20 protein-coding genes and 1 tRNA gene are annotated in these 18,968 nt (G+C 59.0%); 4 read left to right on the top strand and 17 right to left on the bottom strand.

The window, feature by feature from the left end:
* The 5 genes from AAEZ10_RS03600 to AAEZ10_RS03580 all read right to left on the bottom strand — a co-directional run bounded on the left by AAEZ10_RS03600 (position 1) and on the right by AAEZ10_RS03580 (position 2,930).
* Positions 1–1,281, bottom strand: a complete 1,281-nt coding sequence (locus AAEZ10_RS03600) for a Y-family DNA polymerase (RefSeq protein WP_350567719.1) — start codon at positions 1,279–1,281, stop codon at positions 1–3.
* A complete protein-coding gene (locus AAEZ10_RS03595; RefSeq protein ID WP_071171561.1) occupies positions 1,268–1,699 on the bottom strand; it encodes a LexA family protein in 432 nt (143 codons plus the stop codon). Before AAEZ10_RS03595 ends, AAEZ10_RS03600 begins: the two co-directional genes overlap by 14 nt.
* 137 nt (positions 1,700–1,836) lie before the next feature.
* Positions 1,837–2,169, bottom strand: a complete 333-nt coding sequence (locus AAEZ10_RS03590; protein WP_071171560.1) for a type II toxin-antitoxin system HicB family antitoxin — start codon at positions 2,167–2,169, stop codon at positions 1,837–1,839.
* Complete coding sequence (locus AAEZ10_RS03585) at positions 2,166–2,420, bottom strand: type II toxin-antitoxin system HicA family toxin (RefSeq protein ID WP_071171559.1); 255 nt, start codon at positions 2,418–2,420, stop codon at positions 2,166–2,168. Before AAEZ10_RS03585 ends, AAEZ10_RS03590 begins: the two co-directional genes overlap by 4 nt.
* A gap of 420 nt (positions 2,421–2,840) precedes the next feature.
* Positions 2,841–2,930: transfer RNA gene (locus AAEZ10_RS03580), tRNA-Ser, on the bottom strand.
* 297 nt (positions 2,931–3,227) lie between these two features.
* On the opposite strand from AAEZ10_RS03580, the gene AAEZ10_RS03575 reads away from it, so the two are divergent.
* The 3 genes from AAEZ10_RS03575 to AAEZ10_RS03565 all read left to right on the top strand — a co-directional run bounded on the left by AAEZ10_RS03575 (position 3,228) and on the right by AAEZ10_RS03565 (position 5,965).
* Positions 3,228–3,917 carry a crotonase/enoyl-CoA hydratase family protein gene (locus AAEZ10_RS03575; RefSeq protein ID WP_076566844.1) on the top strand — a complete coding sequence of 230 codons (690 nt, stop codon included), beginning with the start codon at positions 3,228–3,230 and terminating at the stop codon, positions 3,915–3,917.
* 221 nt (positions 3,918–4,138) lie between these two features.
* Positions 4,139–4,861, top strand: a complete 723-nt coding sequence (locus tag AAEZ10_RS03570) for a 1-acylglycerol-3-phosphate O-acyltransferase (protein ID WP_076566842.1) — start codon at positions 4,139–4,141, stop codon at positions 4,859–4,861.
* Between the two features lie 132 nt (positions 4,862–4,993).
* The gene (locus AAEZ10_RS03565) at positions 4,994–5,965 is read left to right on the top strand and encodes a magnesium and cobalt transport protein CorA (RefSeq protein WP_071171539.1); all 972 of its coding nucleotides are present in this window, start codon (positions 4,994–4,996) and stop codon (positions 5,963–5,965) included.
* A 69-nt stretch (positions 5,966–6,034) separates the two neighbouring features.
* Here the strand turns inward: AAEZ10_RS03565 and AAEZ10_RS03560 are convergent, their stop codons facing one another.
* From AAEZ10_RS03560 to AAEZ10_RS03550, 3 genes are all read right to left on the bottom strand, one after another.
* The gene (locus tag AAEZ10_RS03560) at positions 6,035–6,763 is read right to left on the bottom strand and encodes an amidotransferase (RefSeq protein WP_110645140.1); all 729 of its coding nucleotides are present in this window, start codon (positions 6,761–6,763) and stop codon (positions 6,035–6,037) included.
* Between the two features lie 92 nt (positions 6,764–6,855).
* Positions 6,856–9,000: a 3-hydroxyacyl-CoA dehydrogenase NAD-binding domain-containing protein gene (locus AAEZ10_RS03555; protein WP_350567712.1), complete on the bottom strand. Its 2,145-nt coding sequence runs from the start codon at positions 8,998–9,000 to the stop codon at positions 6,856–6,858.
* Between the two features lie 24 nt (positions 9,001–9,024).
* The gene (locus AAEZ10_RS03550) at positions 9,025–10,230 is read right to left on the bottom strand and encodes an acetyl-CoA C-acetyltransferase (protein WP_350567709.1); all 1,206 of its coding nucleotides are present in this window, start codon (positions 10,228–10,230) and stop codon (positions 9,025–9,027) included.
* A gap of 577 nt (positions 10,231–10,807) precedes the next feature.
* Here AAEZ10_RS03550 and AAEZ10_RS03545 point away from each other — a divergent pair.
* Positions 10,808–11,629, top strand: a complete 822-nt coding sequence (locus AAEZ10_RS03545) for a c-type cytochrome (RefSeq protein WP_136494181.1) — start codon at positions 10,808–10,810, stop codon at positions 11,627–11,629.
* 121 nt (positions 11,630–11,750) lie between these two features.
* Here AAEZ10_RS03545 and AAEZ10_RS03540 read toward each other — a convergent pair whose 3' ends face one another.
* From AAEZ10_RS03540 to AAEZ10_RS03500, 9 genes are all read right to left on the bottom strand, one after another.
* Positions 11,751–12,554, bottom strand: coding sequence for a transglutaminase family protein (locus tag AAEZ10_RS03540; protein WP_073472583.1), 804 nt, complete (start codon positions 12,552–12,554; stop codon positions 11,751–11,753).
* Positions 12,551–13,501: an alpha-E domain-containing protein gene (locus tag AAEZ10_RS03535; protein ID WP_016773788.1), complete on the bottom strand. Its 951-nt coding sequence runs from the start codon at positions 13,499–13,501 to the stop codon at positions 12,551–12,553. The genes AAEZ10_RS03540 and AAEZ10_RS03535 overlap by 4 nt, the downstream gene beginning before the upstream one ends.
* A gap of 12 nt (positions 13,502–13,513) precedes the next feature.
* A complete protein-coding gene (locus AAEZ10_RS03530; RefSeq protein ID WP_016773787.1) occupies positions 13,514–14,923 on the bottom strand; it encodes a circularly permuted type 2 ATP-grasp protein in 1,410 nt (469 codons plus the stop codon).
* A 477-nt stretch (positions 14,924–15,400) separates the two neighbouring features.
* Entirely contained in the window at positions 15,401–15,748 is a 348-nt protein-coding gene (locus AAEZ10_RS03525; RefSeq protein ID WP_003223226.1) for a ribonuclease E inhibitor RraB, read from the bottom strand.
* Between the two features lie 209 nt (positions 15,749–15,957).
* Positions 15,958–16,191: a hypothetical protein gene (locus AAEZ10_RS03520; protein ID WP_024012230.1), complete on the bottom strand. Its 234-nt coding sequence runs from the start codon at positions 16,189–16,191 to the stop codon at positions 15,958–15,960.
* Positions 16,192–16,378: 187 nt separating this feature from the next.
* Positions 16,379–17,254 carry a polyamine aminopropyltransferase gene (gene speE, locus AAEZ10_RS03515; RefSeq protein ID WP_016773785.1) on the bottom strand — a complete coding sequence of 292 codons (876 nt, stop codon included), beginning with the start codon at positions 17,252–17,254 and terminating at the stop codon, positions 16,379–16,381.
* Positions 17,255–17,495: 241 nt separating this feature from the next.
* Positions 17,496–17,687, bottom strand: coding sequence for a PLDc N-terminal domain-containing protein (locus tag AAEZ10_RS03510; RefSeq protein WP_016773784.1), 192 nt, complete (start codon positions 17,685–17,687; stop codon positions 17,496–17,498).
* Between the two features lie 71 nt (positions 17,688–17,758).
* Complete coding sequence (locus AAEZ10_RS03505) at positions 17,759–18,289, bottom strand: hypothetical protein (protein WP_350567702.1); 531 nt, start codon at positions 18,287–18,289, stop codon at positions 17,759–17,761.
* An 80-nt stretch (positions 18,290–18,369) separates the two neighbouring features.
* Entirely contained in the window at positions 18,370–18,888 is a 519-nt protein-coding gene (locus tag AAEZ10_RS03500; protein WP_039763836.1) for an ankyrin repeat domain-containing protein, read from the bottom strand.
* Positions 18,889–18,968 lie beyond the last annotated feature (80 nt).

Genomic DNA, 18,968 nt, shown 5'->3' with positions numbered 1-18,968 from the left:
TCAATTGGATTTAACGACCCACAATTGATCCAGCTTCGTCGTAAAACTCGAACTCATCATCTCCCGTCGCATGCCCCAGGCCGGATCCGCCGGCACACTCCCCGCTCGCAACGTTCCATGCCCCCAGCGCTGATTGATCTGGTCGAGCACCCCCATCACCCTCTCCGCCGCTTGAGGTTGGGACTGTGCAAACAGGTCTTCGGTAAATTCTCCGGGCTGTCGCAGATCCATCAACAGCACCTCAGCCTTGCTGTACTTGAACCCCGGCCGGAACAATCGATCGATCGCTTCGCTCGCCACCTTGCTCAGCAATCGCACATCATTGGTCGGATAAGGCAACTCGATCAGCGCGCCATTGGCGTACTTCGCCTCTTCCGGATTGAACATGCCGGTGCGGATACTCACGCGGATCTTTTTGCACAGCGAACTCTGCGCACGCAGCTTTTCCGCCGCTCGATGCACATAAGTAGCAACGGCTTCCTTGATCGGCTCGATGGTAGTCAAACGGTTGCCAAACATGCGGCTGCTGCAAATTTCCTGCTTCGGCGGTTCTGTTTCCGACAGTTCCAGACAGGATGTGCCGCCCAGTTCGCGCGCGGTCTTCTCGATCACCACGCTGAACTTGCGCCGCAGTGTCCACGGATCGGCCTTCGCCAGGTCCATCGCGCTTCTGATCTGCATGCTTTCCAGATGAGCTTTCATCCGCCGCCCGACGCCCCACACTTCACCGACATCGGTATTGCGCAGCACCCAGTCGCGTTTGGACGGATCGCAGATGTCGACCACGCCGCCGGTATGCGCTTGCAAGCGTTTGGCAGTGTGGTTGGCGAGCTTGGCCAGCGTTTTCGTGGGGGCGATGCCGACGCCGACCGGGATGCCGGTGCGCTTATAAACAGCAGAGCGGATGGTGCGGCCAAACGCGGTCAGGTCCCCAGGGATGCCGCTGAGATCGGCGAACGCCTCATCAATGCTGTACACCTCGACGGCCGGCACCATGGATTCGATGATCGTCATCACCCGCTCGCTCATGTCGCCGTACAAGGCGTAATTACTGCTGAACACCTGAATGCCATGGCGGCGCAAATCATCGCGAATCTGGAAATACGGCGCGCCCATTTTCACAAAGGGCTTGGCTTCATAACTGCGCGCAATCACGCAGCCATCGTTATTGCTCAGCACGACAATCGGCGTCTTCGCCAGATCGGGCCGGAACACTCGCTCACAGCTGGCATAGAAGCTGTTGCAATCGATCAGCGCGAAGACCTGCTCACGGTTTGCCATGGTCGCGCACGCTGTAAGTCACCACACCCCAGATCACCAGCTCATCCCCTTCCATCACGTAGCGAGGCGGGTATTTGCTGTTGGCCGAAAGAAGGATGACGGTGTTGTCGCGCATGTGCAGGCGCTTGCAGATGGGTTCGGAGTTGAGACCGGCGATGACGATATCGCCGTGCTCGGCATTCAGGCTGCGATCGACGATCACCAGATCACCGCAAAATATCCCGGCGTCCTGCATGCTTTCGCCTTCGATCTTCGCCAGATAAACGTGCGGCGCACGAATATCAAAAACCTCGTCCAGAGAGATGTGCTTTTCAATGTGATCAGCCGCAGGCGAAGGAAAACCGGCGGGAATCCGAAACGAATACAGCGCAAGCTTTTCGCCCGCGCCTGACAAAGGGCCGAGGATGGTGACGCTCATGATACGAACCTGATAGTGAATTTACTGTATGCGCATACAGTAAACTCGGGACGGTTCGGAGGGTCAATGAGGCGTGTAGGAGATTTCGACGGGTGACAGGGTTTTGTACAACTTCTACTGAGAGCCAGATTTCGCCACTACGCGTGGACCTCACGATCGAGCACGTCTGCAACCCATTGATTGATGCTCTTATGGGCTAGCTGCGCCTTTACAGCGACCGTCGCATGCAGCGCTGGCGCCAAGCGCAGGCTGAGATTCCCCGAATAGGGTTTCTGCGGTGCGCGACCGAGCCTGGCGCAGGTATCGAGATAATCAGTCACGGCCTCCTGGAACGCGTTCCGCAGCTCTGCGACCGACTCACCATGGAATCCGACGACGTCCTTGATACCGGCGATATGGCCGACGAAGAGGCCGTCTTCGTCACTGTATTCAATACGGGCGGCATAGCCGTTGTAGTTCATTACGTTCACGGGATGACTCCTGCTTGCTCAAGAAAAGCCCGAGCGTCGCGCACCTGATAGGGCTTTGCTTCTTTGTCTGGGTGGGGCCGGTGAAAAGTCACGACCACACCGTTCAATTCAAAGCGCACTCTTGAACCATTGCCTTCAATGGTCTGGGCGCCCACTGCGCCGAAGAGCGATTCCATACGCACCCACTCCAAGTTATTCGGGACCGGCCTTGAAAAAATAGCTTTGAGCGTGCCGCGCTGTTTGTTGTTCATGGTATTAGATCATGATACCGCGATGGTAGGGCAACTGGGGCAAACCGCAATTACGAGGAGAAAGCCTGCTTTCTGCGGGAAACGTATTTCCTGATGAAGCCGCTGCAGACTGGTACGGCATCAGGATAACGAGAGACTCAATGCGCGGTTGTAGGCAAATTCTCGGAGTTGCGTGAGGAAGAGCGACTTTTCCGTTTCCGACAGGCAGAGTTCTTTTCCGAGTACCAGAATTGGGGAACCGTGATATAGCACAGATATTTTGGCGAGAAAAAGGTGAGGGAGCTGTGCTCTTGGCGCACCATCCAAGACACAAAAAAACCGACACTGAGTCGGGTTAGTTTTATTAGTCGTTTTTTGGCTTCCAGAAACGCAAAACCCCTGAAAACTTTAACGTTTTCAGGGGTTTTGTCGTTTCAAATTTGGCGGTGAAGGAGAGATTCGAACTCTCGATACAGTTTCCTGTATACACACTTTCCAGGCGTGCTCCTTAAGCCACTCGGACACTTCACCGTATCTCCGCAGACATGTTCTGTCTGTCGAGGCGCGCTAATGTAGTCGAAAGCTTTTGCGATGGCAAACTTTTTTTCAGAATTTTCATGCGCTTAAGAGAGGCCCTTGCGTTCAGCCAGAGCGGACGATGGCAAACCTGCCAATCTCGGGTAAGCCGTGCGCTTCCTTTTATAGCAGGCAACACGCGCGCGACGCTGGCCGAAGCGCAAAACGGTGACTGGCAGGTCAGTCACGGCGCTTTACCTGGCTTGCGGCGGTGGGTAACGTCTGCCCATCTTTCTAATAAGGAATAGCGTCATGAGCGAGTTGATTGCCTACCACCTCGAAGACGGTATCGCGACCCTGACCCTGAACAATGGCAAGGTCAACGCGATTTCTCCGGATGTGATTGCGGCGTTTAACGCGGCGCTGGATCAGGCGGTGGCGGATCGCGCGGTGGTGATCATCACCGGGCAGCCGGGGATCCTCTCGGGCGGGTATGACCTGAAGGTGATGACCGCCGGCCCGAAAGAAGCCGTTGCGCTGGTGACAGCCGGTTCGACGCTGGCCCGCCGCCTGCTCTCTCACCCGTTCCCGGTGATCGTTGCTTGCCCGGGACACGCTGTGGCCAAGGGTGCTTTCCTGCTGTTGTCCGCCGATTACCGCATCGGTGTCGATGGCCCGTTCAGCATCGGCCTGAACGAAGTGCAGATCGGCATGACCATGCACCACGCCGGTATTGAGCTGGCACGCGACCGTTTGCGGCGTTCGGCTTTCCATCGGTCGGTGATCAATGGCGAGATGTTCGATCCGCAAAGTGCTGTTGATGCAGGCTTCCTCGACAAAGTCGTCACAGCCGAAGAATTGCAGGGCGCCGCGCTGGCTGCCGCGCGGCAGTTGAAGAAGATCAACATGCTCGCGCACAAGAACACCAAGCTGAAAGTGCGCAAGCAACTGCTGGAAACTCTTGACGACGCCATCCTGCAGGATCAGCAACATCTGGGCTGACTCGTCCAGGATCTGCCGGTAAGTGAATAGCCCGACCCTCGTGTCGGGCTTTTTCTTACGTCACACGTCGAAGATTCGCGGAAAGCTCTAGGACGCGCCTGACAGGCAAGACTGAAACATGCGCTTAAACATCGGCCATCTCCGGACTCTATAGCGGCAATTGCCGAAAACAGTGCACATCCGTACACTGCGCCACCTTTTGTCCCGGTGGGCGTGCAAAAATGCTGTTTGTGTTTCGTATGTTGTTGATGGGCCTGCACTTTATTCTGGCCGGCGTGCTCGGCGTGATCCTTGGACTGTGCCGCCCGTTCAACCCGGACAACAGCCGACTGTGCGCCCGCCTCTACGCTTTGCCGGCGATGTGTATCTTGCGTTTGCGGGTCAAGTCCGAGGTCAACGGCTTGATGAACAAGCCCGACAGTTGCGTGATCATCGCCAACCATCAGTCCAACTACGATCTGTTCGTGTTCGGCAATGTCGTCCCGCGCCGTACCGTGTGTATCGGCAAGAAAAGCCTGAAGTGGGTGCCGTTGTTCGGCCAGTTGTTCTGGCTGGCCGGCAATGTGTTGATCGACCGTGGCAATGCGCACAAGGCGCGGCAGTCGATGCTGACGACGACCCACACCTTGCAGAACGAAGACACCTCGATCTGGGTGTTTCCGGAAGGCACCCGCAACCTCGGTGAAGATTTGTTGCCGTTCAAAAAAGGCGCGTTTCAGATGGCAATTGCCGCCGGCGTGCCGATCGTTCCGGTGTGCGTGAGCAGCTATATCAAGCACATGCGCCTGAATCGCTGGCGCAGCGGCAACGTTCTCATACGTTCCTTGCCGGCGATTCCTACAGTCGGATTGACCATGGACGACATGCCTATGCTGATCGAGCGATGCCGCGAGCAGATGCGCGAGTGCATCGAGTCGATGGATCGACAACTGCAAGCCGCGTGAAACCAAACCCGCCCCGTGCGGGTTTTCTTTTGCCGGGTGAACTGTAGAAGTTTCACTGACTCTCAAGCAGCGACACGGCTAAGCTGAAGCCTTGTTCCCCTGCCATCTGCCAAGAAGAAGTGAACCACCACCATGGGTCGAGTTGTTGCTGCTGCGGTGTACAGCGAGGGTAAGAAAGTCACCAATATTTCGCTGGACGAAGGTGCTGCGTGGGCTGCCAAACCCGGGCACTTCGTGTGGATCGGCCTGGAAGAACCGGACGCACAGGAATTATCCAACCTGCAACGTCAGTTCAACTTGCATGAACTGGCCATCGAAGACGCGCTGGAAAAACACAGCCGACCGAAACTGGAAACTTTTGGTGACGCTCTGTTTATCGTCACCTACTCGCCGGTCCGCGAAAACGGCGTTTTGCAATTCATCGAAACGCATATTTTCGCTGGCAGGGGTTACATCATCACTGCTCGCAACGGCCACTCCGCGTCGTATGCCTATGTGCGCCAACGCTGTGAAGCGCGCCCGCTGTTGCTTGAGCACGGGGAGGATTTCGTCCTGTACGCGCTGCTCGATTTCGTCATCGAGAACTATCAGCCGGTGGGCGAAGCGATCCACGCCGAGATCGATGAGCTGGAGCGCAACGTTTTGTGTAGCGCCCTCAACGAGCGTGACATCCAGAAGCTGCACGGTTTGCGCCGTGATGTGGTGCGCTTGCGTCGGTACGCGGCACCGATGGTGGAAATCGGCGAAGAGCTGCAAAAGCTGAGTTTCCCGTTCATCGACAAGAACATGCGACCGTACTTTCGCGATGTGCAGATTCACGTGACGCGGCAGATGGAAGACCTGAGCACGCTGGCGGACATTGCCAGCCAGACCATCGAGATTGGCGTGTTGCTCGAGGCATCACGGCAGAGCGTGGTGCAGCGCAAGTTTGCGGCGTGGGCGGCGATTCTCGCGTTCCCGACGGCGGTAGCGGGGATCTACGGGATGAATTTCCAGAACATGCCGGAATTGACCTGGCACTACGGTTACTTTGCAGTGCTGGGGTTTATTGCGGTGGGGTGTGTGAGTTTGTGGGCGAGTTTCAAGCGGTCCGGGTGGCTGTAGCCGGAACCGCGTTGCCCCGGATATTCGCGAGCAGGCTCGCTCCCACAGGGATTGTGGGAGCAGGCCCTTTTAGCGTTGAGCCGCTTCTGGCTTGTGCGCCACGAAGCGCATCATCCACTCTGCAACGGTGGCGCCATGATGCTCCTGCTCTAGGCTCGCGACCCCCTTGCTGTAGATCTGCGAGCCCAGCGCTTCCTGGCGCAGGTCGAGCAGCGCGCGCGAGTAATCGTGAATGAATTCCGGGTGGCCCTGGAAGCACAGCACCTGGTCGTTGATGTGATAAGCCGCGAACGGGCAGAAATCGCTGGAGGCGATGACTGTCGCGTTTTCCGGTAGTTCGGTGACCTGATCCTGGTGGCTGATCAGCAGTGTCAGCTCTTCGCGCACCGGGCTCATCCACGGCGCCTTGGCTGCCAGCTGATAGCTGTGAGTGCCGACTCCCCAACCCTGGGAGGCCCGCTCGCTCTTGCCACCAAGCAGCAGCGCCAGCAATTGATGGCCAAAGCACACGCCGAGCAATTTGTCGCCGCGTTCGTAGCGATTCAGAAGATAGGTCTTGAGGGTCTGGATCCACGGATCCGTACCGAACGAATCGGCTTTGCTGCCGGTGACCAGGTACGCATCGAAAATCTCGTCGTCGCTTGGATACTCACCCTTCACCACGTTATAGACAGTGAACTCAGCGGCGATCGGTTGCTGCGAGAACAGGCGCTGGAACATCTGCCCATAGCCCTGATATTGGTCAATCAATTCGGGCCGCAGGATGTCGGTTTCGAGAATGCAGATGCGCAGCGACATAAAAAATACCTGACACGTGATGGGAATAATGAACACCCCAGAGCCTGCCTTGAAACACGTGGCCAAGGCAAGCCCCGAAATGCTCGCTGGCCCTAGAACATTTCACCTTTCGCCGCTTTGTCCAGCAGCAGCGCTGGCGGGGTAAAGCGCTCGCCGTATTGTTCCGCCAGATACTGCGCGCGGGCGATGAAGTCCTTCAGGCCATACTGGTTGATGAACTGCAGCGCCCCGCCGGTCCATGCGGCGAAACCGATGCCGAAGATCGAGCCGACGTTGGCATCCGCCGTCGAGGTCAGCACGCCCTCCTCCACACAGCGCACGGTTTCGATGGCCTGCACAAACAACAGCCGATCACGCACATCCTTCGCAGAGATCTGTCCGTCGGCCTTCTCGAAGCGCGTTTTCAGCTCCGGCCATAAATGCTTCTGGGCACCGGCTGGATACTCATAAAAACCGCCTCCGGCAGCTTTGCCCGGTCGCTTGAATTCATTGAGCATCAAGTCAATCACGGCAAAGGCCGGGTGCTCAATCAGCGGTTTCCCTTCAGCCTGTAGGTCCTTGGCCGTCTGTTGACGGATATGGCTCATCAGGCTGAGGGAAACTTCGTCGGAGATTGCCAGAGGCCCGACCGGCATCCCGGCCTTGCGCGCTTCGGTCTCGATCATCGGCGCACTGACGCCCTCGCCAAGCATGGCAATGCCCTCGTTGGTGAACGTGCCGAACACCCGCGAGGTAAAGAAGCCGCGACTGTCGTTGACCACGATCGGAGTTTTCTTGATTTGCAGAACGAAATCGAAACCGCGAGCGAGAGTTTCGGCGCTGGTCTGCGCACCTTTGATGATTTCCACCAGCGGCATTTTTTCTACCGGACTGAAGAAATGCAGGCCGATGAATTTGCTTTGATCGGCCACCGCCGTCGCCAGACCGGTGATCGGCAGCGTCGACGTATTGGAAGCAATCACCGCTTCGCCGCCCACGACCTGTTGCGCGGCGGCGGACACCCTGGCTTTGAGTTGGCGATCCTCAAACACAGCTTCGATGATCAGATCGCAACCGGCCAGATCGGCATCGCTTTCGCTCGCAACGATGCGCGCCAGCACCGCTTCGCGCTGTTCGGCAGTCATTTGGCCACGGGCAACTTTCTTGTCCAGCAGCGCTGCGGAATGCGCTTTGCCCTTTTCGGCAGCGGCGAGGTTGATGTCCTTGAGGACGACCTCGATACCGGCCGAGGCGCTGACAAACGCGATGCCTGCGCCCATCATTCCGGCGCCGAGCACACCGACTTTGCGGGTTTTATAGGGCGCAAAACCTTGCGGCCTGGAACCGCCGGCGTTGATCTCGTTCAGTTGAAACCAGAACGTACCGATCAGATTTTTCGAGATCTGCCCGGTCGTCAGCTCGGTGAAGTAACGGGTTTCGATCAGGTGCGCGGTGTCGAAATCGACCTGAGCGCCCTCCACCGCCGCGCATAGAATCTTCTCCGGCGCCGGCAGAGTGCCTTGGGTTTTCGCGCGCAGGATCGACGGCGCAATCGCCAGCATCTGCGCCACTTTCGGGTTCGATGGCGTGCCGCCAGGAATCTGGTAACCCTTGACGTCCCAGCGCTGCACTGGCGCCGGATTGGCGAGAATCCAGGCGCGCGCCTTGGCCAGCAGCTCATCGCGATCCGCTGCCAGTTCATCAATCAGCCCGGCCTGCAACGCCTGTTGCGGGCGCACCTTCTTGCCTTCAAGCAAATACGGTAGGGCTTTTTCGATACCGAGCATGCGCACCATGCGCACCACCCCGCCGCCGCCCGGCAGCAGGCCCAGGGTCACTTCCGGAAGACCGAGTTGCACCGAGGCGTCATCAACAGCAATGCGGTGGTGACAGGCCAGACAGATCTCCCAGCCGCCGCCCAGCGCGGCGCCGTTGATCGCCGCGACCACCGGTTTGCCGAGGGTTTCCAGGCTGCGCAATTGCTCCTTGAGGGTCAGCACCATGTCGTAGAAAGCTTTGGCTTCGGGCTTGCCGACCTTGATCAGTTCATTGAGGTCGCCGCCGGCAAAAAAGGTTTTCTTCGCCGAGGTGATGATCACTCCGGAAATGCTGTCTTTCTCGGCCAGCAAGCGGGCGACGCAAGCGGCCATGGCCTCGCGGTACACGGCGTTCATGGTGTTGGCGCTCTGGCCCGGCATGTCCATGGTCAGCACGACGATACCGTCCTGGCCTTTTTCGTAACGAATGGCTTCGCTCATAACAGGGTTCCTTGAAGTCGGGGCTCAGAGGCGTTCGATGATGGTGGCAATGCCCATGCCGCCGCCGACACACAGCGTCGCCAGGCCGTAGCGCAGATGCCGCGCTTCCAGTTCATCAAGCAGGGTGCCGAGGATCGCGCAACCCGTGGCGCCCAGCGGGTGGCCCATGGCGATCGAGCCGCCGTTGACGTTGACCTTGCCGGGATCGACGGCCATGTCCTTGATGAATTTCAAAACCACCGAAGCAAACGCTTCGTTGACCTCGAACAGATCGATGTCCTCCACGCGCAGTCCGGCCTTCGCCAAGGCTTTGCGGGTCGCCGGCGCTGGGCCGGTGAGCATGATGGTCGGATCTGTGCTGGTGACGGCCGTGGCGACGATACGCGCGCGTGGCTGCAGCCCCAGCGTGCGGCCCTTGGCTTCGGAGCCGATGAGCATCAGCGCCGCACCGTCGACAATCCCGGAACTGTTGCCCGGCGTGTGCACGTGGTTGATCCGCTCGACATGGCTGTAGACCCGCAACGCCGTGGCGTCAAAGCCCATCTGCCCGATCATTTCGAAACTTGGCTTGAGCTTGCCCAGGCCTTCGAGGGTCGATTCGGCGCGGATAAACTCATCGTGATCAAGCAGGATGATGCCGTTTTGATCCTGCACCGGCACCAGCGACTTGTTGAACGAGCCGTCGGACCGTGCTCGCGCGGCTTTTTGCTGGGAGTGCAGTGCGTAGGCATCGACATCCTGCCGGCTGAAGCCTTCGAGGGTGGCGATCAGATCGGCGCCGACCCCTTGCGGGGTGAAATGGCTGTGCAGGTTGGTCTGCGGGTCCAGTGCCCAGGCGCCGCCATCGCTGCCCATTGGCACCCGCGACATCGACTCGACGCCGCCAACCACCACAAGATCCTCGAAGCCGGAGCGCACTTTCATCGCGCCAAGATTCACCGCTTCCAGACCCGAAGCGCAGAAACGGTTGATCTGCACACCGGCGACGCTGACGTCCCAGTCGGCCACTTGCACCGCCGTCTTGGCGATGTCCGAGCCTTGATCGCCAATCGGCGTGACGCAGCCGAGGACAACATCATCGACCTGACTGGTGTCCAGCGCGGTGCGCGCCTGCAAGGCGCTCAGCAAACCGGCCACCAGGTTGACCGGCTTCACGCTGTGCAGCGCGCCATCGGCCTTGCCTTTGCCACGCGGGGTGCGCAATGCATCGAAAATCAAAGCTTCAGTCATGACGTCCTCGAACCTGATTTATTGTCACTTCACTTTCGCCCTGCGCCGACTGGCAGGCAATGACCACATTGCTCAAAGCGCTTGACGCACACGCTCAGACGGACGGTCATCCGTCATCAGGTGAACCGGTTCAGGTCGCCGAGTTGTCTAGCCAGCGGGCGGCAAAGAAGCTGGCAATACGCCTCATGCCGTTTTAAGAGCTTTTGCAAAGAACTCCATATGAAATGGATCTAAGCGAAGGGAGACGCGGGCTCTAAGGTGAAGATGTACGCCATCGTCGTCGGGTTTTGCCGAGACGGGCGTCCTTTAACAGGAAGTGCAACGCGTGCCGTCAGGGATATGCAGTCAGGCATGCATCAGGAAATAACAATAAAGGCGGTCAAGCCATGTTCAAACAACCGAAAGTACGTCAAGCAGGACTCATTCTTTTCGCCACGACGCTGTTGTTGATCTTGCCGAATCTGACCAAAGTCATCGGCTGATTCAAACGTCGCGTGCTGTATATCGCCACTGAAAATGTGACTGGCCCGCTACCCGGGCCAGCGCGGTTGTGCCAACCTTTGCGCACTCCCACGACATGGACGGCGATCATTTGAAAACGCTCACTGCGCTCGGTGCCTTGCTGCTGAGCTTGCCCTTGTCCGCCGCACAACTGGATCTGCAGTTGGGCGCAAACAGCCGCACCTGGCAGACCGAAGAGCTGCTCAAACATCCTCAGCTGCAAACTCTCACGATCAACAATGATGTTTCCTACAAGAAGGACATGACCTATCAGGCTGTGCCTCTGGCCGCATTGCTGAAGGGGGTCAAGCCGGAGGATCACTTGCAAGCGGTGGCGCTGGACGGCTTTGCCGCAGAGCTGGCCGCCGCGCCCTTGCTGAACAAGGACGGCGCACGAGCATGGCTGGCAATCGAGGACCCGGCGCGGCCGTGGCCACCGCTGTCTGCCGGCAAGCACAGCGCCGGGCCGTTCTATCTGGTCTGGACCGATCCGCAGGCCGGCAATATCAGCCCCGAACAGTGGCCGTTCGAAGTCGCCAGCATCAAGCTGATGGCGCCGGTGGCCCAACGCTTCCCTGCCCTGCTGCCCGATCCTGCCTTGAAGGCCGATGATCCGGTGAACAAGGGTTTTGCCCTGTTTCAGAAAAACTGCCTGGCCTGTCACCGGTTGAATGGTGCCGGAGACGCGCAGTTCGGTCCGGATCTGAATATTCCGTATAGCCCGACCGAGTATTTCGGGGCGGATTTCTTGAAGCGCTACATCCGCGATCCGCAGAGTTTGCGCCAATGGCCGCAGGCGAAGATGCCCGGGTTTTCCGCGCAGGTGTTGCCGGATGGAGACCTGGAAATGCTGGTGGGCTATCTCAAGCACATGGCCGGCCGCAAAGCCAAGCCGTAAGCCTTAGGGTGTTATTACTGGCCTCTTCGCTGGCAAGCCAGCTCCCACAGGGTAGGCGCAGAGTTCGAATCACCGGTCATCCTGTGGGAGCTGGCTTGCCAGCGATAGCGGTATCCCGAATCTATTGTTGCTGCACGGAAATAACCGGCGTCGGCGAGACGAACACCTTCGCATGCATCTGCTCACAGCCGCCGCCCCGGCGCATGCCACGGACCGGGCAGGCATCGAGATAATCCAGGCCGACCGCCAGCTTCAAGTGTCGCTCCGGACGCGCCAGTTGGTTGGTCACGTCGAAGCTGTACCACGCGTCATCCAGCCACGCTTCTGCCCAGGCATGACTGGCCAGATGCTCGCAATCTTCGCTGTAGAGATACCCCGACACGTAACGCGACGGCACGCCAAGACTGCGCGCGCAGGCCAGAAACGCATGGGCATGATCCTGACAAACCCCGGCGCGACCGGCGAAAGCTTCGGCGGCGCTGGTGTCGACTTCGGTTGAGCCCGGCGTGTAGGTCATGTGCTGATTCAAACCGTGCATCAAGTCGATCAGCGCGGTGCGATCACGCCGTTGCTTGCAGTTCTTCGCGGCAAATTCGCGCAAGGCTTCATCGGCTTCGGTCAGGCGCGTGAAGCGCAGGAACGGCAGCGCCGACTGGCTCTCATGTTCGGCCTCGCGCAATTCATCGATATCGACCTGCCCCCGGGCGCCGATGATGATCGCTTCGTGCGGCTCGTCCATGGTCAGCACATGCAGGATGTTGCCGAACGGATCGAGCTGCGCACGCACCGGACGCGGCAGGTCGAGTTGCCAACTGAGGACATGCTGGCGCTCGCTGTCGTGGGGCGTCAGGCGCAGGTACTGGATGCTCGCGCGCACCTGATCTTCGTAGTGATAGGTGGTCTCGTGGCTTATGGAAAGTCTCATGCAGCCTCCAGGTAGGAACTGTGAATGGCGTTGCCCAACTGGCGCACCAGCGGGATGAATTCGGTCAGCCAGGCGTGCAGGCCTTCTTCGAGGATTTCGTTGATGCCGGTGTAGCGCAGGCGTGCGTCCATTTCCGCCGCCAGGCGTTGTGCCGGTCGGCCGTTGGCGCCTGGCAGTTGCGCGAGGATCTGGTCGATCTCTTCGGTACAGGCACGCAGCGAACGCGGCACATCGGCGCGTAACAGCAGCAGTTCGGCGACATGCCGGGCGCCGGGCGCGTCGCGGTAGATTTCGGTGTAGGCCTCGAATGAGGACAAGGCGCGCAGCAGCGCACTCCATTGGTAATAGGCGTGCGCCGTGCCGTCGCTGACTGCTTCGGCCTGATCGCCGGCCATTTCGTAACGGGCATCGAGCAGGCGCAGCGTGTTGTCCGCGCGCTCGATAAACGTGCCCAGACGAATAAAGCGAAACGCGTCGTTGCGCATGATCGTGCCGTATGAGGCGCCACGAAACAGGTGCGAACGTTCCTTGATCCATTCACAGAAACGACTCATGCCATAGCGGCTCAAGCCCTGTTCGGCGATGCCGCGAATTTCCAGCCAGGTCGCGTTGATGTTTTCCCACATGTCCGCAGTGATTCGCCCGCGCACGGCATGGGCACTGGCCCGCGCAGCGCCAAGGCAGCTGTAGATGCTCGCCGGGTTGGCCGCGTCCAGTGCGAAGAAATGCAGCAAGCGTTCAGCGTGCAGGTCACCGTGGCGTTCAAGGTAATCGTCCAGGGTGCCGGTGATCAGCAACGGCATGGCGAGTTCGTGCAGACCGTCGCCGCGCCCGTCCTGCGGCATCAGCGACAGCGAATAACTGATGTCGAGCATGCGCGCGAGATTCTCCGCACGCTCCAGGTAACGCGACATCCAGTACAGATCCGAGGCAGTTCTACTTAACATGGCAAGCTTCCTTCAATCCTCGACTACCCAGGTGTCCTTGGTCCCGCCGCCCTGGGAGGAGTTCACCACCAGGGAGCCTTCACGCAACGCGACACGGGTCAAACCGCCAGGCACCACACGGGTTTCGCGACCGGACAGCACAAACGGACGCAAATCGATATGGCGCGGCGCGATGCCGTTTTCGACAAAGGTCGGACAGGTCGACAGCGACAGCGTCGGCTGCGCGATGTAGGCATGGGGTTTGGCTTTGATGCGCTCACGAAAGGCATCGATTTCCGCTGTCGTCGCGGCTGGCCCAACGAGCATCCCGTAACCGCCGGAGCCTTGGGTCTCCTTGACCACCAGTTCCGGAAGATTGGCCAGCACGTGGGACAGCTCGGACGGGTTGCGGCACTGCCAGGTCGGCACGTTTTTCAGAATCGGCTCTTCGTCGAGGTAGAAACGGATCATGTCGGTGACAAACGGATACACCGATTTATCGTCCGCCACTCCGGTGCCGATGGCGTTGGCCAGCACCACGTTGCCGGAACGATAGGAGGACAGCAGCCCAGGCACGCCGAGCATTGAGTCCGGGTTGAATGCCAGCGGATCGAGGAAGGCGTCGTCGAGGCGACGATAGATCACGTCGACCGCTTTCGGGCCATCGGTGGTGCGCATGAATACCTTGTCGTCACGCACAAACAAATCCGCGCCTTCTACCAGTTCCACGCCCATTTCCCGGGCAAGAAACGCGTGTTCGAAGAACGCGCTGTTGAAGCGTCCCGGCGTCAACACCACCACGCTCGGGTTGTCGATCGGGCTTGAGCTTTTCAGGGTGTCGAGCAGCAGATTGGGATAGTGATCGATCGGGGCGATGCGCTGGGCGGAGAACAGTTCGGGGAACAGACGCATCATCATCTTGCGATCTTCGAGCATGTAGCTGACGCCGCTGGGTGTGCGCAGGTTGTCTTCGAGAACGTAATAAGTGCCATCGCCATCGCGCACCAGATCGACGCCGGAGATGTGCGAATAGATATCGCGGTGCAGATCCAGACCTTGCATCGCCAATTGGTATTGCTCGTTGGCCAGCACCTGTTCGGCGGGAATAATCCCGGCCTTGATGATGCGCTGCTCGTGGTAGAGGTCGGCGAGAAACATGTTCAACGCTTTGACCCGCTGAATGCAGCCGCGCTCGACAATCCGCCATTCACTGGCCGGAATGCTGCGGGGAATGGTGTCGAACGGAATCAGGCGCTCGGTGCCCTGCTCGTCGCCATAGAGCGTGAAGGTGATCCCGGCACGGTGGAACAGCAGATCGGCCTCGCGGCGGCGCTGCGCGAGCAGCTCGTCGGGCGTCTCGGCCAGCCAGCGGGCAAATTCCCGGTAATGCGGGCGGACCAGTCCGCCGGCATCGTACATCTCGTCAAAATAGGTGCGGATCATGCCGTACTCCTTGTCACTCCGGACATACAGGCCTTCGCAAGGCCCGTGCCATCGGCATAAACGCTTTGATTTCAATCGGTTGTAGATCCACGCCGAAGGCTGCGCACCATTCCTGTGCGGCAAATGCCCCGGTCCGATTGCCCCCGCTTCATTGCGACGCACTGCATCGCCTATCACCAGCATAGTCAGAGTTGATTTCACTGCCCGGCCACGACTGCGGATAATCCGCGCATTCGCTGCAAAACTTCCCCGGCACGCCGCCGCGAAGTAGACAGCTCAACTGATCTGAACTGCCTTGGCAGCCCCGTCCCGACAGGACTTTATTGCATACCCGTCTTCCCTTTTAGCCACCCTCTCCGGTGGCTTTTTTTTGCCCAGGATTCTTGTTTCAGGGTTTTGCCACTGCGATGTGCAGAAGCCAGAAACGACAACGGCCGACCCGAAGGTCAGCCGTTGCCCGACAGACAATGCGCAATATCAATTCAACCGGTAACGATTGCGCACCTCCTGCTTCACGCCCCAACCCTCGATAATGCCGCCCAGCGGTTCGACCACGGCTGAAAAGCCTTGCTCGAAATCGCCGATGTCGTCATAGGTTGCGTACATCACTTTGCTCAATTCCAGCGACCAGGCGCCGTCGTCGCGCGCACTGACCTGGGCATTGATGGATTCACCACGAAATTTGCCTGCTGCCCTGCGCGCCCGCTCCTCGTCCGGGAAAATCGCGTAGAACTCGATGGGATGGAACCGGGAAAAATCGAAACCGCCTTCTTTCATGCGGCGCAGAACGTTGCTGCTGATGTCTTCTTGATAGGCTGTGCTCATGAATCGTCCCCCTCGATTGATGGATAGACTTTCCGTATTCCCGCCCCGGGCCTTTTGGCCTAAGTACTACGGCAACGTGGTTGCGCGCGGGAAACAAGCATGTAGCTGACAAGACCAGACCTTAGCGATCCATTCGCTGATCTCGCTTGCAGAGTAGCCCCAAGAGAGCGCCGCTGCCAAGGCCTGGTTTACGAGATGACAGGAAGTGTTCAGACAGGGGTGATGCTGCGGATTTCGATGCCGTTCTGGGTCTTGAGGTTTTTCACACCGGCATCGGCGGTGCGCCCTTCCAGATCGTTGAGATCCAGCTTGGCGGCGACCGGAAGAAGCCGCTCTTTGACGAGCCGTGCGGCTTCATCATCGGACGGGCATTCCTCACGTTCGAAGACTTCATCGACAATTTCACCGTGATCATCCACGAAAGTGACTTTCCACTTTTGCATCAGTGCCTCCTCGATCAACCCGTAAATGGGCTTACCTCTATCTCGACTTTTTTCCGCGATAGTTGGTTCAAAAGGATTACAGCCGACAACGGTGAAAATAACCATCCAATCGGTAAGGCGGACTTCTGTGGCGAGGGGATTTATCCCCTCACCACAAAAGCTCCCTTGCAGAGCGACTTCAGCGTGATCAGTCGTTGCTCGGCTTGTTGACCGCCTGCAGCACGTATTGCGGCAAGGCGAACGCGCCGATGTGGATTTCCGGGTTGTAGTAACGGGTGACGATGCCGCTGCCGATGAAGCGCTGTTGCAGGGTTTCACGGCTGAGCTTGCGGTAGGCCGGGTTGGTCGAGCCCCAGGCGAAGGTCATCGAACCGCCGATGTAGGTCGGCACGGCGGCCTGGTAGAAATGCCAGTCCGGGAACAGGCTGCGCAGGCGACCGGCGGTGGTTTTGACTTCGTCGATTTGCATGAACGGTGTGCCGTTCTGAGTCACCAGGATGCCGCCTTCGTTCAGGCAGCGGTGGCATGCCTGGTAGAAGTTCTCCGAGAACAGCACTTCGCCCGGGCCGATCGGGTCGGTGGAGTCGGAGATGATCACGTCGAATTTTTCAGTGGTGGTAGCGACGAAACGCATGCCGTCATCGATCACTAGGTTCAGGCGCGGATCGTCGTAGGCACCGGCGGAATGGTTCGGCAGGAACTCCTTGCACATGTCGACCACGGTGCCGTCGATTTCAACCATGGTGATGTGCTCGACGCCGGCGTGCTTGGTCACTTCGCGTAGCATACCGCCGTCACCGCCGCCGATGATCAGCACGCGCTTGGCAGTGCCATGGGCGAGGATCGGCACGTGGGTGAGCATCTCGTGGTAGATGAATTCGTCAGCTTCGGTGGTCTGGATCACGCCGTCCAGCGCCATCACCCGGCCCATGCGCGGGTTCTGGAAGATCACCAGATGCTGGTGTTCGGTGCGCACTTCGTGCAGCAGTTTTTCCATGCGAAAACGCTGGCCGTAGCCTTCGTAGAGGGTTTCCAGGTACTCGCTGGTCTTGGTGACGGTCATGGTCAAGTGCTCCGATAAATGCGCGGGCGCCATCGTGGGGACGATTGCCCGGGAAAGGCGCGCATTCTACGTTGCCGAAGATGACAGGTCGAACCTCCGGTTGTTTTTTACCAGCGCAAATTACTGTGGGAGCGAGCCTGCTCGCGAAAGCGCAGCATCAGTTGCCGGTGATGGCGACTGACCCAACGTCTTCGCGAGCAGGCTCGCTCCCACAGAGATGACCGTGTGATCGAAAATCAGCTCAGATCCGGACGTTGCCCCGTGGCCCGGCAATCGCCCAGATGATCAGGCCCAGCACCGGCAGGAGGATGATCAGCAACACCCAGACGATTTTCATTCCGGTGGAGGCGCCGCTTTTCAGCACGTTGATGATGGCCCAGATGTCGAGGGCAAGGATGATCAGGCCAATCAGACCGTTGAACGTGGAACCCATGGTGTCGCTCCAGAATAGTGGCATGCACTTTTAGGATAGACGGTCGCGCGCAGGGTTCCCTTTTATTGCGTTCAGACGTGAACGGCGACCTTCAAGGCTTCCAGCGCTGGCGCGGCGGCGATGCCAACCTCGGCGCACAACTCCAGCACGCGGGGCACATCGTTGCCGTAGACCAGGACCATTTGCAACTCATCGTCGAGCAACTGGCTGAAGTTCATCAACGTGTAACCGCCGTTCTCCTTGTTCAGGCTGCTCATTTGCACCTGGATGCGGTTGAGTGCGGTCAGCGCTTCGGTCTTGGCCAGTTGTTTGGGCTTGAGATTGAAATCGACGCCCGGACCAAACGAGGCAACGATTTGTGCGAACAGGTCGACATAGGTATCGGCCTGAAACAGCACGGTTTCCGGCAGGCTACCGACCACTACCCACTCACCCAGCGGGATCGGGAAAGTGTCGTCGTAGTTGATGTCCGGATTGGCGGTCAGAAAAGCCTCGGCATCGGCGTAGGCCTGAGCGGCTTCGTCGGCCACCTTCAGGATCTCGTCCTCGCCCATGCAGCTGGAGCTGATTTTGCTGATGAGTTCGACGAGTGCGGCTTTCATGAGGGCGGATCCTGTGGCGGAGGTGAATTTTCAGGGCGCGAAGGATAGCGCATTCTGCCCTTCGCCACAGTCCGTGGACTTTACGCCAGCAACTTTTCCAGCTGCGCGGTGGTATCGACCGCGCCCATGGTCCGCGCCGCATCCAGCGCGGTCACGCCGTTGGCGTCCTTGGCTTTCGGGTCTGCACCCTGGCCGATCAGGTAGTCGACGATTTCAACGCGGTTGAACATTGCCGCCATCATCAGCGCCGTGCGGCCGTCGAAGGAAGAACCTTCAATCTCGGCGCCCGCCTCGACCAGCGCCTTGACCACCGCCAGATCGCCCTTGAACGCGGCGCCGGCAATCGGGCTCTGGCCGTTGCCATTGCGCATTTCCGGATCGGCCTTGTGTTTAAGCAGGACCTTCACCGCATCAACATGGCCGTAGTAGCTGGCGAGCATCAACAAGGTGTCGCCCTTGCTGTTTTTCAGGTTCACCGGCAGCCCGGCGGTGACCAGGCGATCAAGCATCTCGGCATCACCGTCGCGCGCCTTGTTGAAAACCTGCTCGGTGAATTCGGCAGCTTCTTCAGGGGTCATCTGGCGGCTTTGGTCGGACATGGGGCACTCCATTTCGGTCTATCGGAAAGCCGACAGTTTCCCGAGCGCGACGGTGGCTGTCACTCGGTTTTTTCCGAGCG

Source organism: Pseudomonas sp. H26/SER47-MNA-CIBAN-0231 (assembly GCF_040310465.1).
Lineage (GTDB): Bacteria > Pseudomonadota > Gammaproteobacteria > Pseudomonadales > Pseudomonadaceae > Aquipseudomonas > Aquipseudomonas atacamensis.
Note: the sequence above shows the minus strand (reverse complement) of the source record. Positions and strands in the feature narration are given on the sequence as shown.

Excerpts from the sequence above, each read along its gene's own strand:
- AAEZ10_RS03600 (WP_350567719.1), bottom strand. The coding sequence starts at position 1,281 with ATGGCAAACCGTGAGCAGGTCTTCGCGCTGATCGATTGCAACAGCTTC.
- AAEZ10_RS03595 (WP_071171561.1), bottom strand. The coding sequence starts at position 1,699 with ATGAGCGTCACCATCCTCGGCCCTTTGTCAGGCGCGGGCGAAAAGCTT.
- AAEZ10_RS03585 (WP_071171559.1), bottom strand. The coding sequence starts at position 2,420 with ATGAACAACAAACAGCGCGGCACGCTCAAAGCTATTTTTTCAAGGCCG.
- AAEZ10_RS03575 (WP_076566844.1), top strand. The coding sequence starts at position 3,228 with ATGAGCGAGTTGATTGCCTACCACCTCGAAGACGGTATCGCGACCCTG.
- AAEZ10_RS03570 (WP_076566842.1), top strand. The coding sequence starts at position 4,139 with ATGCTGTTTGTGTTTCGTATGTTGTTGATGGGCCTGCACTTTATTCTG.
- AAEZ10_RS03565 (WP_071171539.1), top strand. The coding sequence starts at position 4,994 with ATGGGTCGAGTTGTTGCTGCTGCGGTGTACAGCGAGGGTAAGAAAGTC.
- AAEZ10_RS03560 (WP_110645140.1), bottom strand. The coding sequence starts at position 6,763 with ATGTCGCTGCGCATCTGCATTCTCGAAACCGACATCCTGCGGCCCGAA.
- AAEZ10_RS03555 (WP_350567712.1), bottom strand. The coding sequence starts at position 9,000 with ATGAGCGAAGCCATTCGTTACGAAAAAGGCCAGGACGGTATCGTCGTG.
- AAEZ10_RS03550 (WP_350567709.1), bottom strand. The coding sequence starts at position 10,230 with ATGACTGAAGCTTTGATTTTCGATGCATTGCGCACCCCGCGTGGCAAA.
- AAEZ10_RS03545 (WP_136494181.1), top strand. The coding sequence starts at position 10,808 with ATGGACGGCGATCATTTGAAAACGCTCACTGCGCTCGGTGCCTTGCTG.
- AAEZ10_RS03540 (WP_073472583.1), bottom strand. The coding sequence starts at position 12,554 with ATGAGACTTTCCATAAGCCACGAGACCACCTATCACTACGAAGATCAG.
- AAEZ10_RS03535 (WP_016773788.1), bottom strand. The coding sequence starts at position 13,501 with ATGTTAAGTAGAACTGCCTCGGATCTGTACTGGATGTCGCGTTACCTG.
- AAEZ10_RS03530 (WP_016773787.1), bottom strand. The coding sequence starts at position 14,923 with ATGATCCGCACCTATTTTGACGAGATGTACGATGCCGGCGGACTGGTC.
- AAEZ10_RS03525 (WP_003223226.1), bottom strand. The coding sequence starts at position 15,748 with ATGAGCACAGCCTATCAAGAAGACATCAGCAGCAACGTTCTGCGCCGC.
- AAEZ10_RS03520 (WP_024012230.1), bottom strand. The coding sequence starts at position 16,191 with ATGCAAAAGTGGAAAGTCACTTTCGTGGATGATCACGGTGAAATTGTC.
- speE (WP_016773785.1), bottom strand. The coding sequence starts at position 17,254 with ATGACCGTCACCAAGACCAGCGAGTACCTGGAAACCCTCTACGAAGGC.
- AAEZ10_RS03510 (WP_016773784.1), bottom strand. The coding sequence starts at position 17,687 with ATGGGTTCCACGTTCAACGGTCTGATTGGCCTGATCATCCTTGCCCTC.
- AAEZ10_RS03505 (WP_350567702.1), bottom strand. The coding sequence starts at position 18,289 with ATGAAAGCCGCACTCGTCGAACTCATCAGCAAAATCAGCTCCAGCTGC.
- AAEZ10_RS03500 (WP_039763836.1), bottom strand. The coding sequence starts at position 18,888 with ATGTCCGACCAAAGCCGCCAGATGACCCCTGAAGAAGCTGCCGAATTC.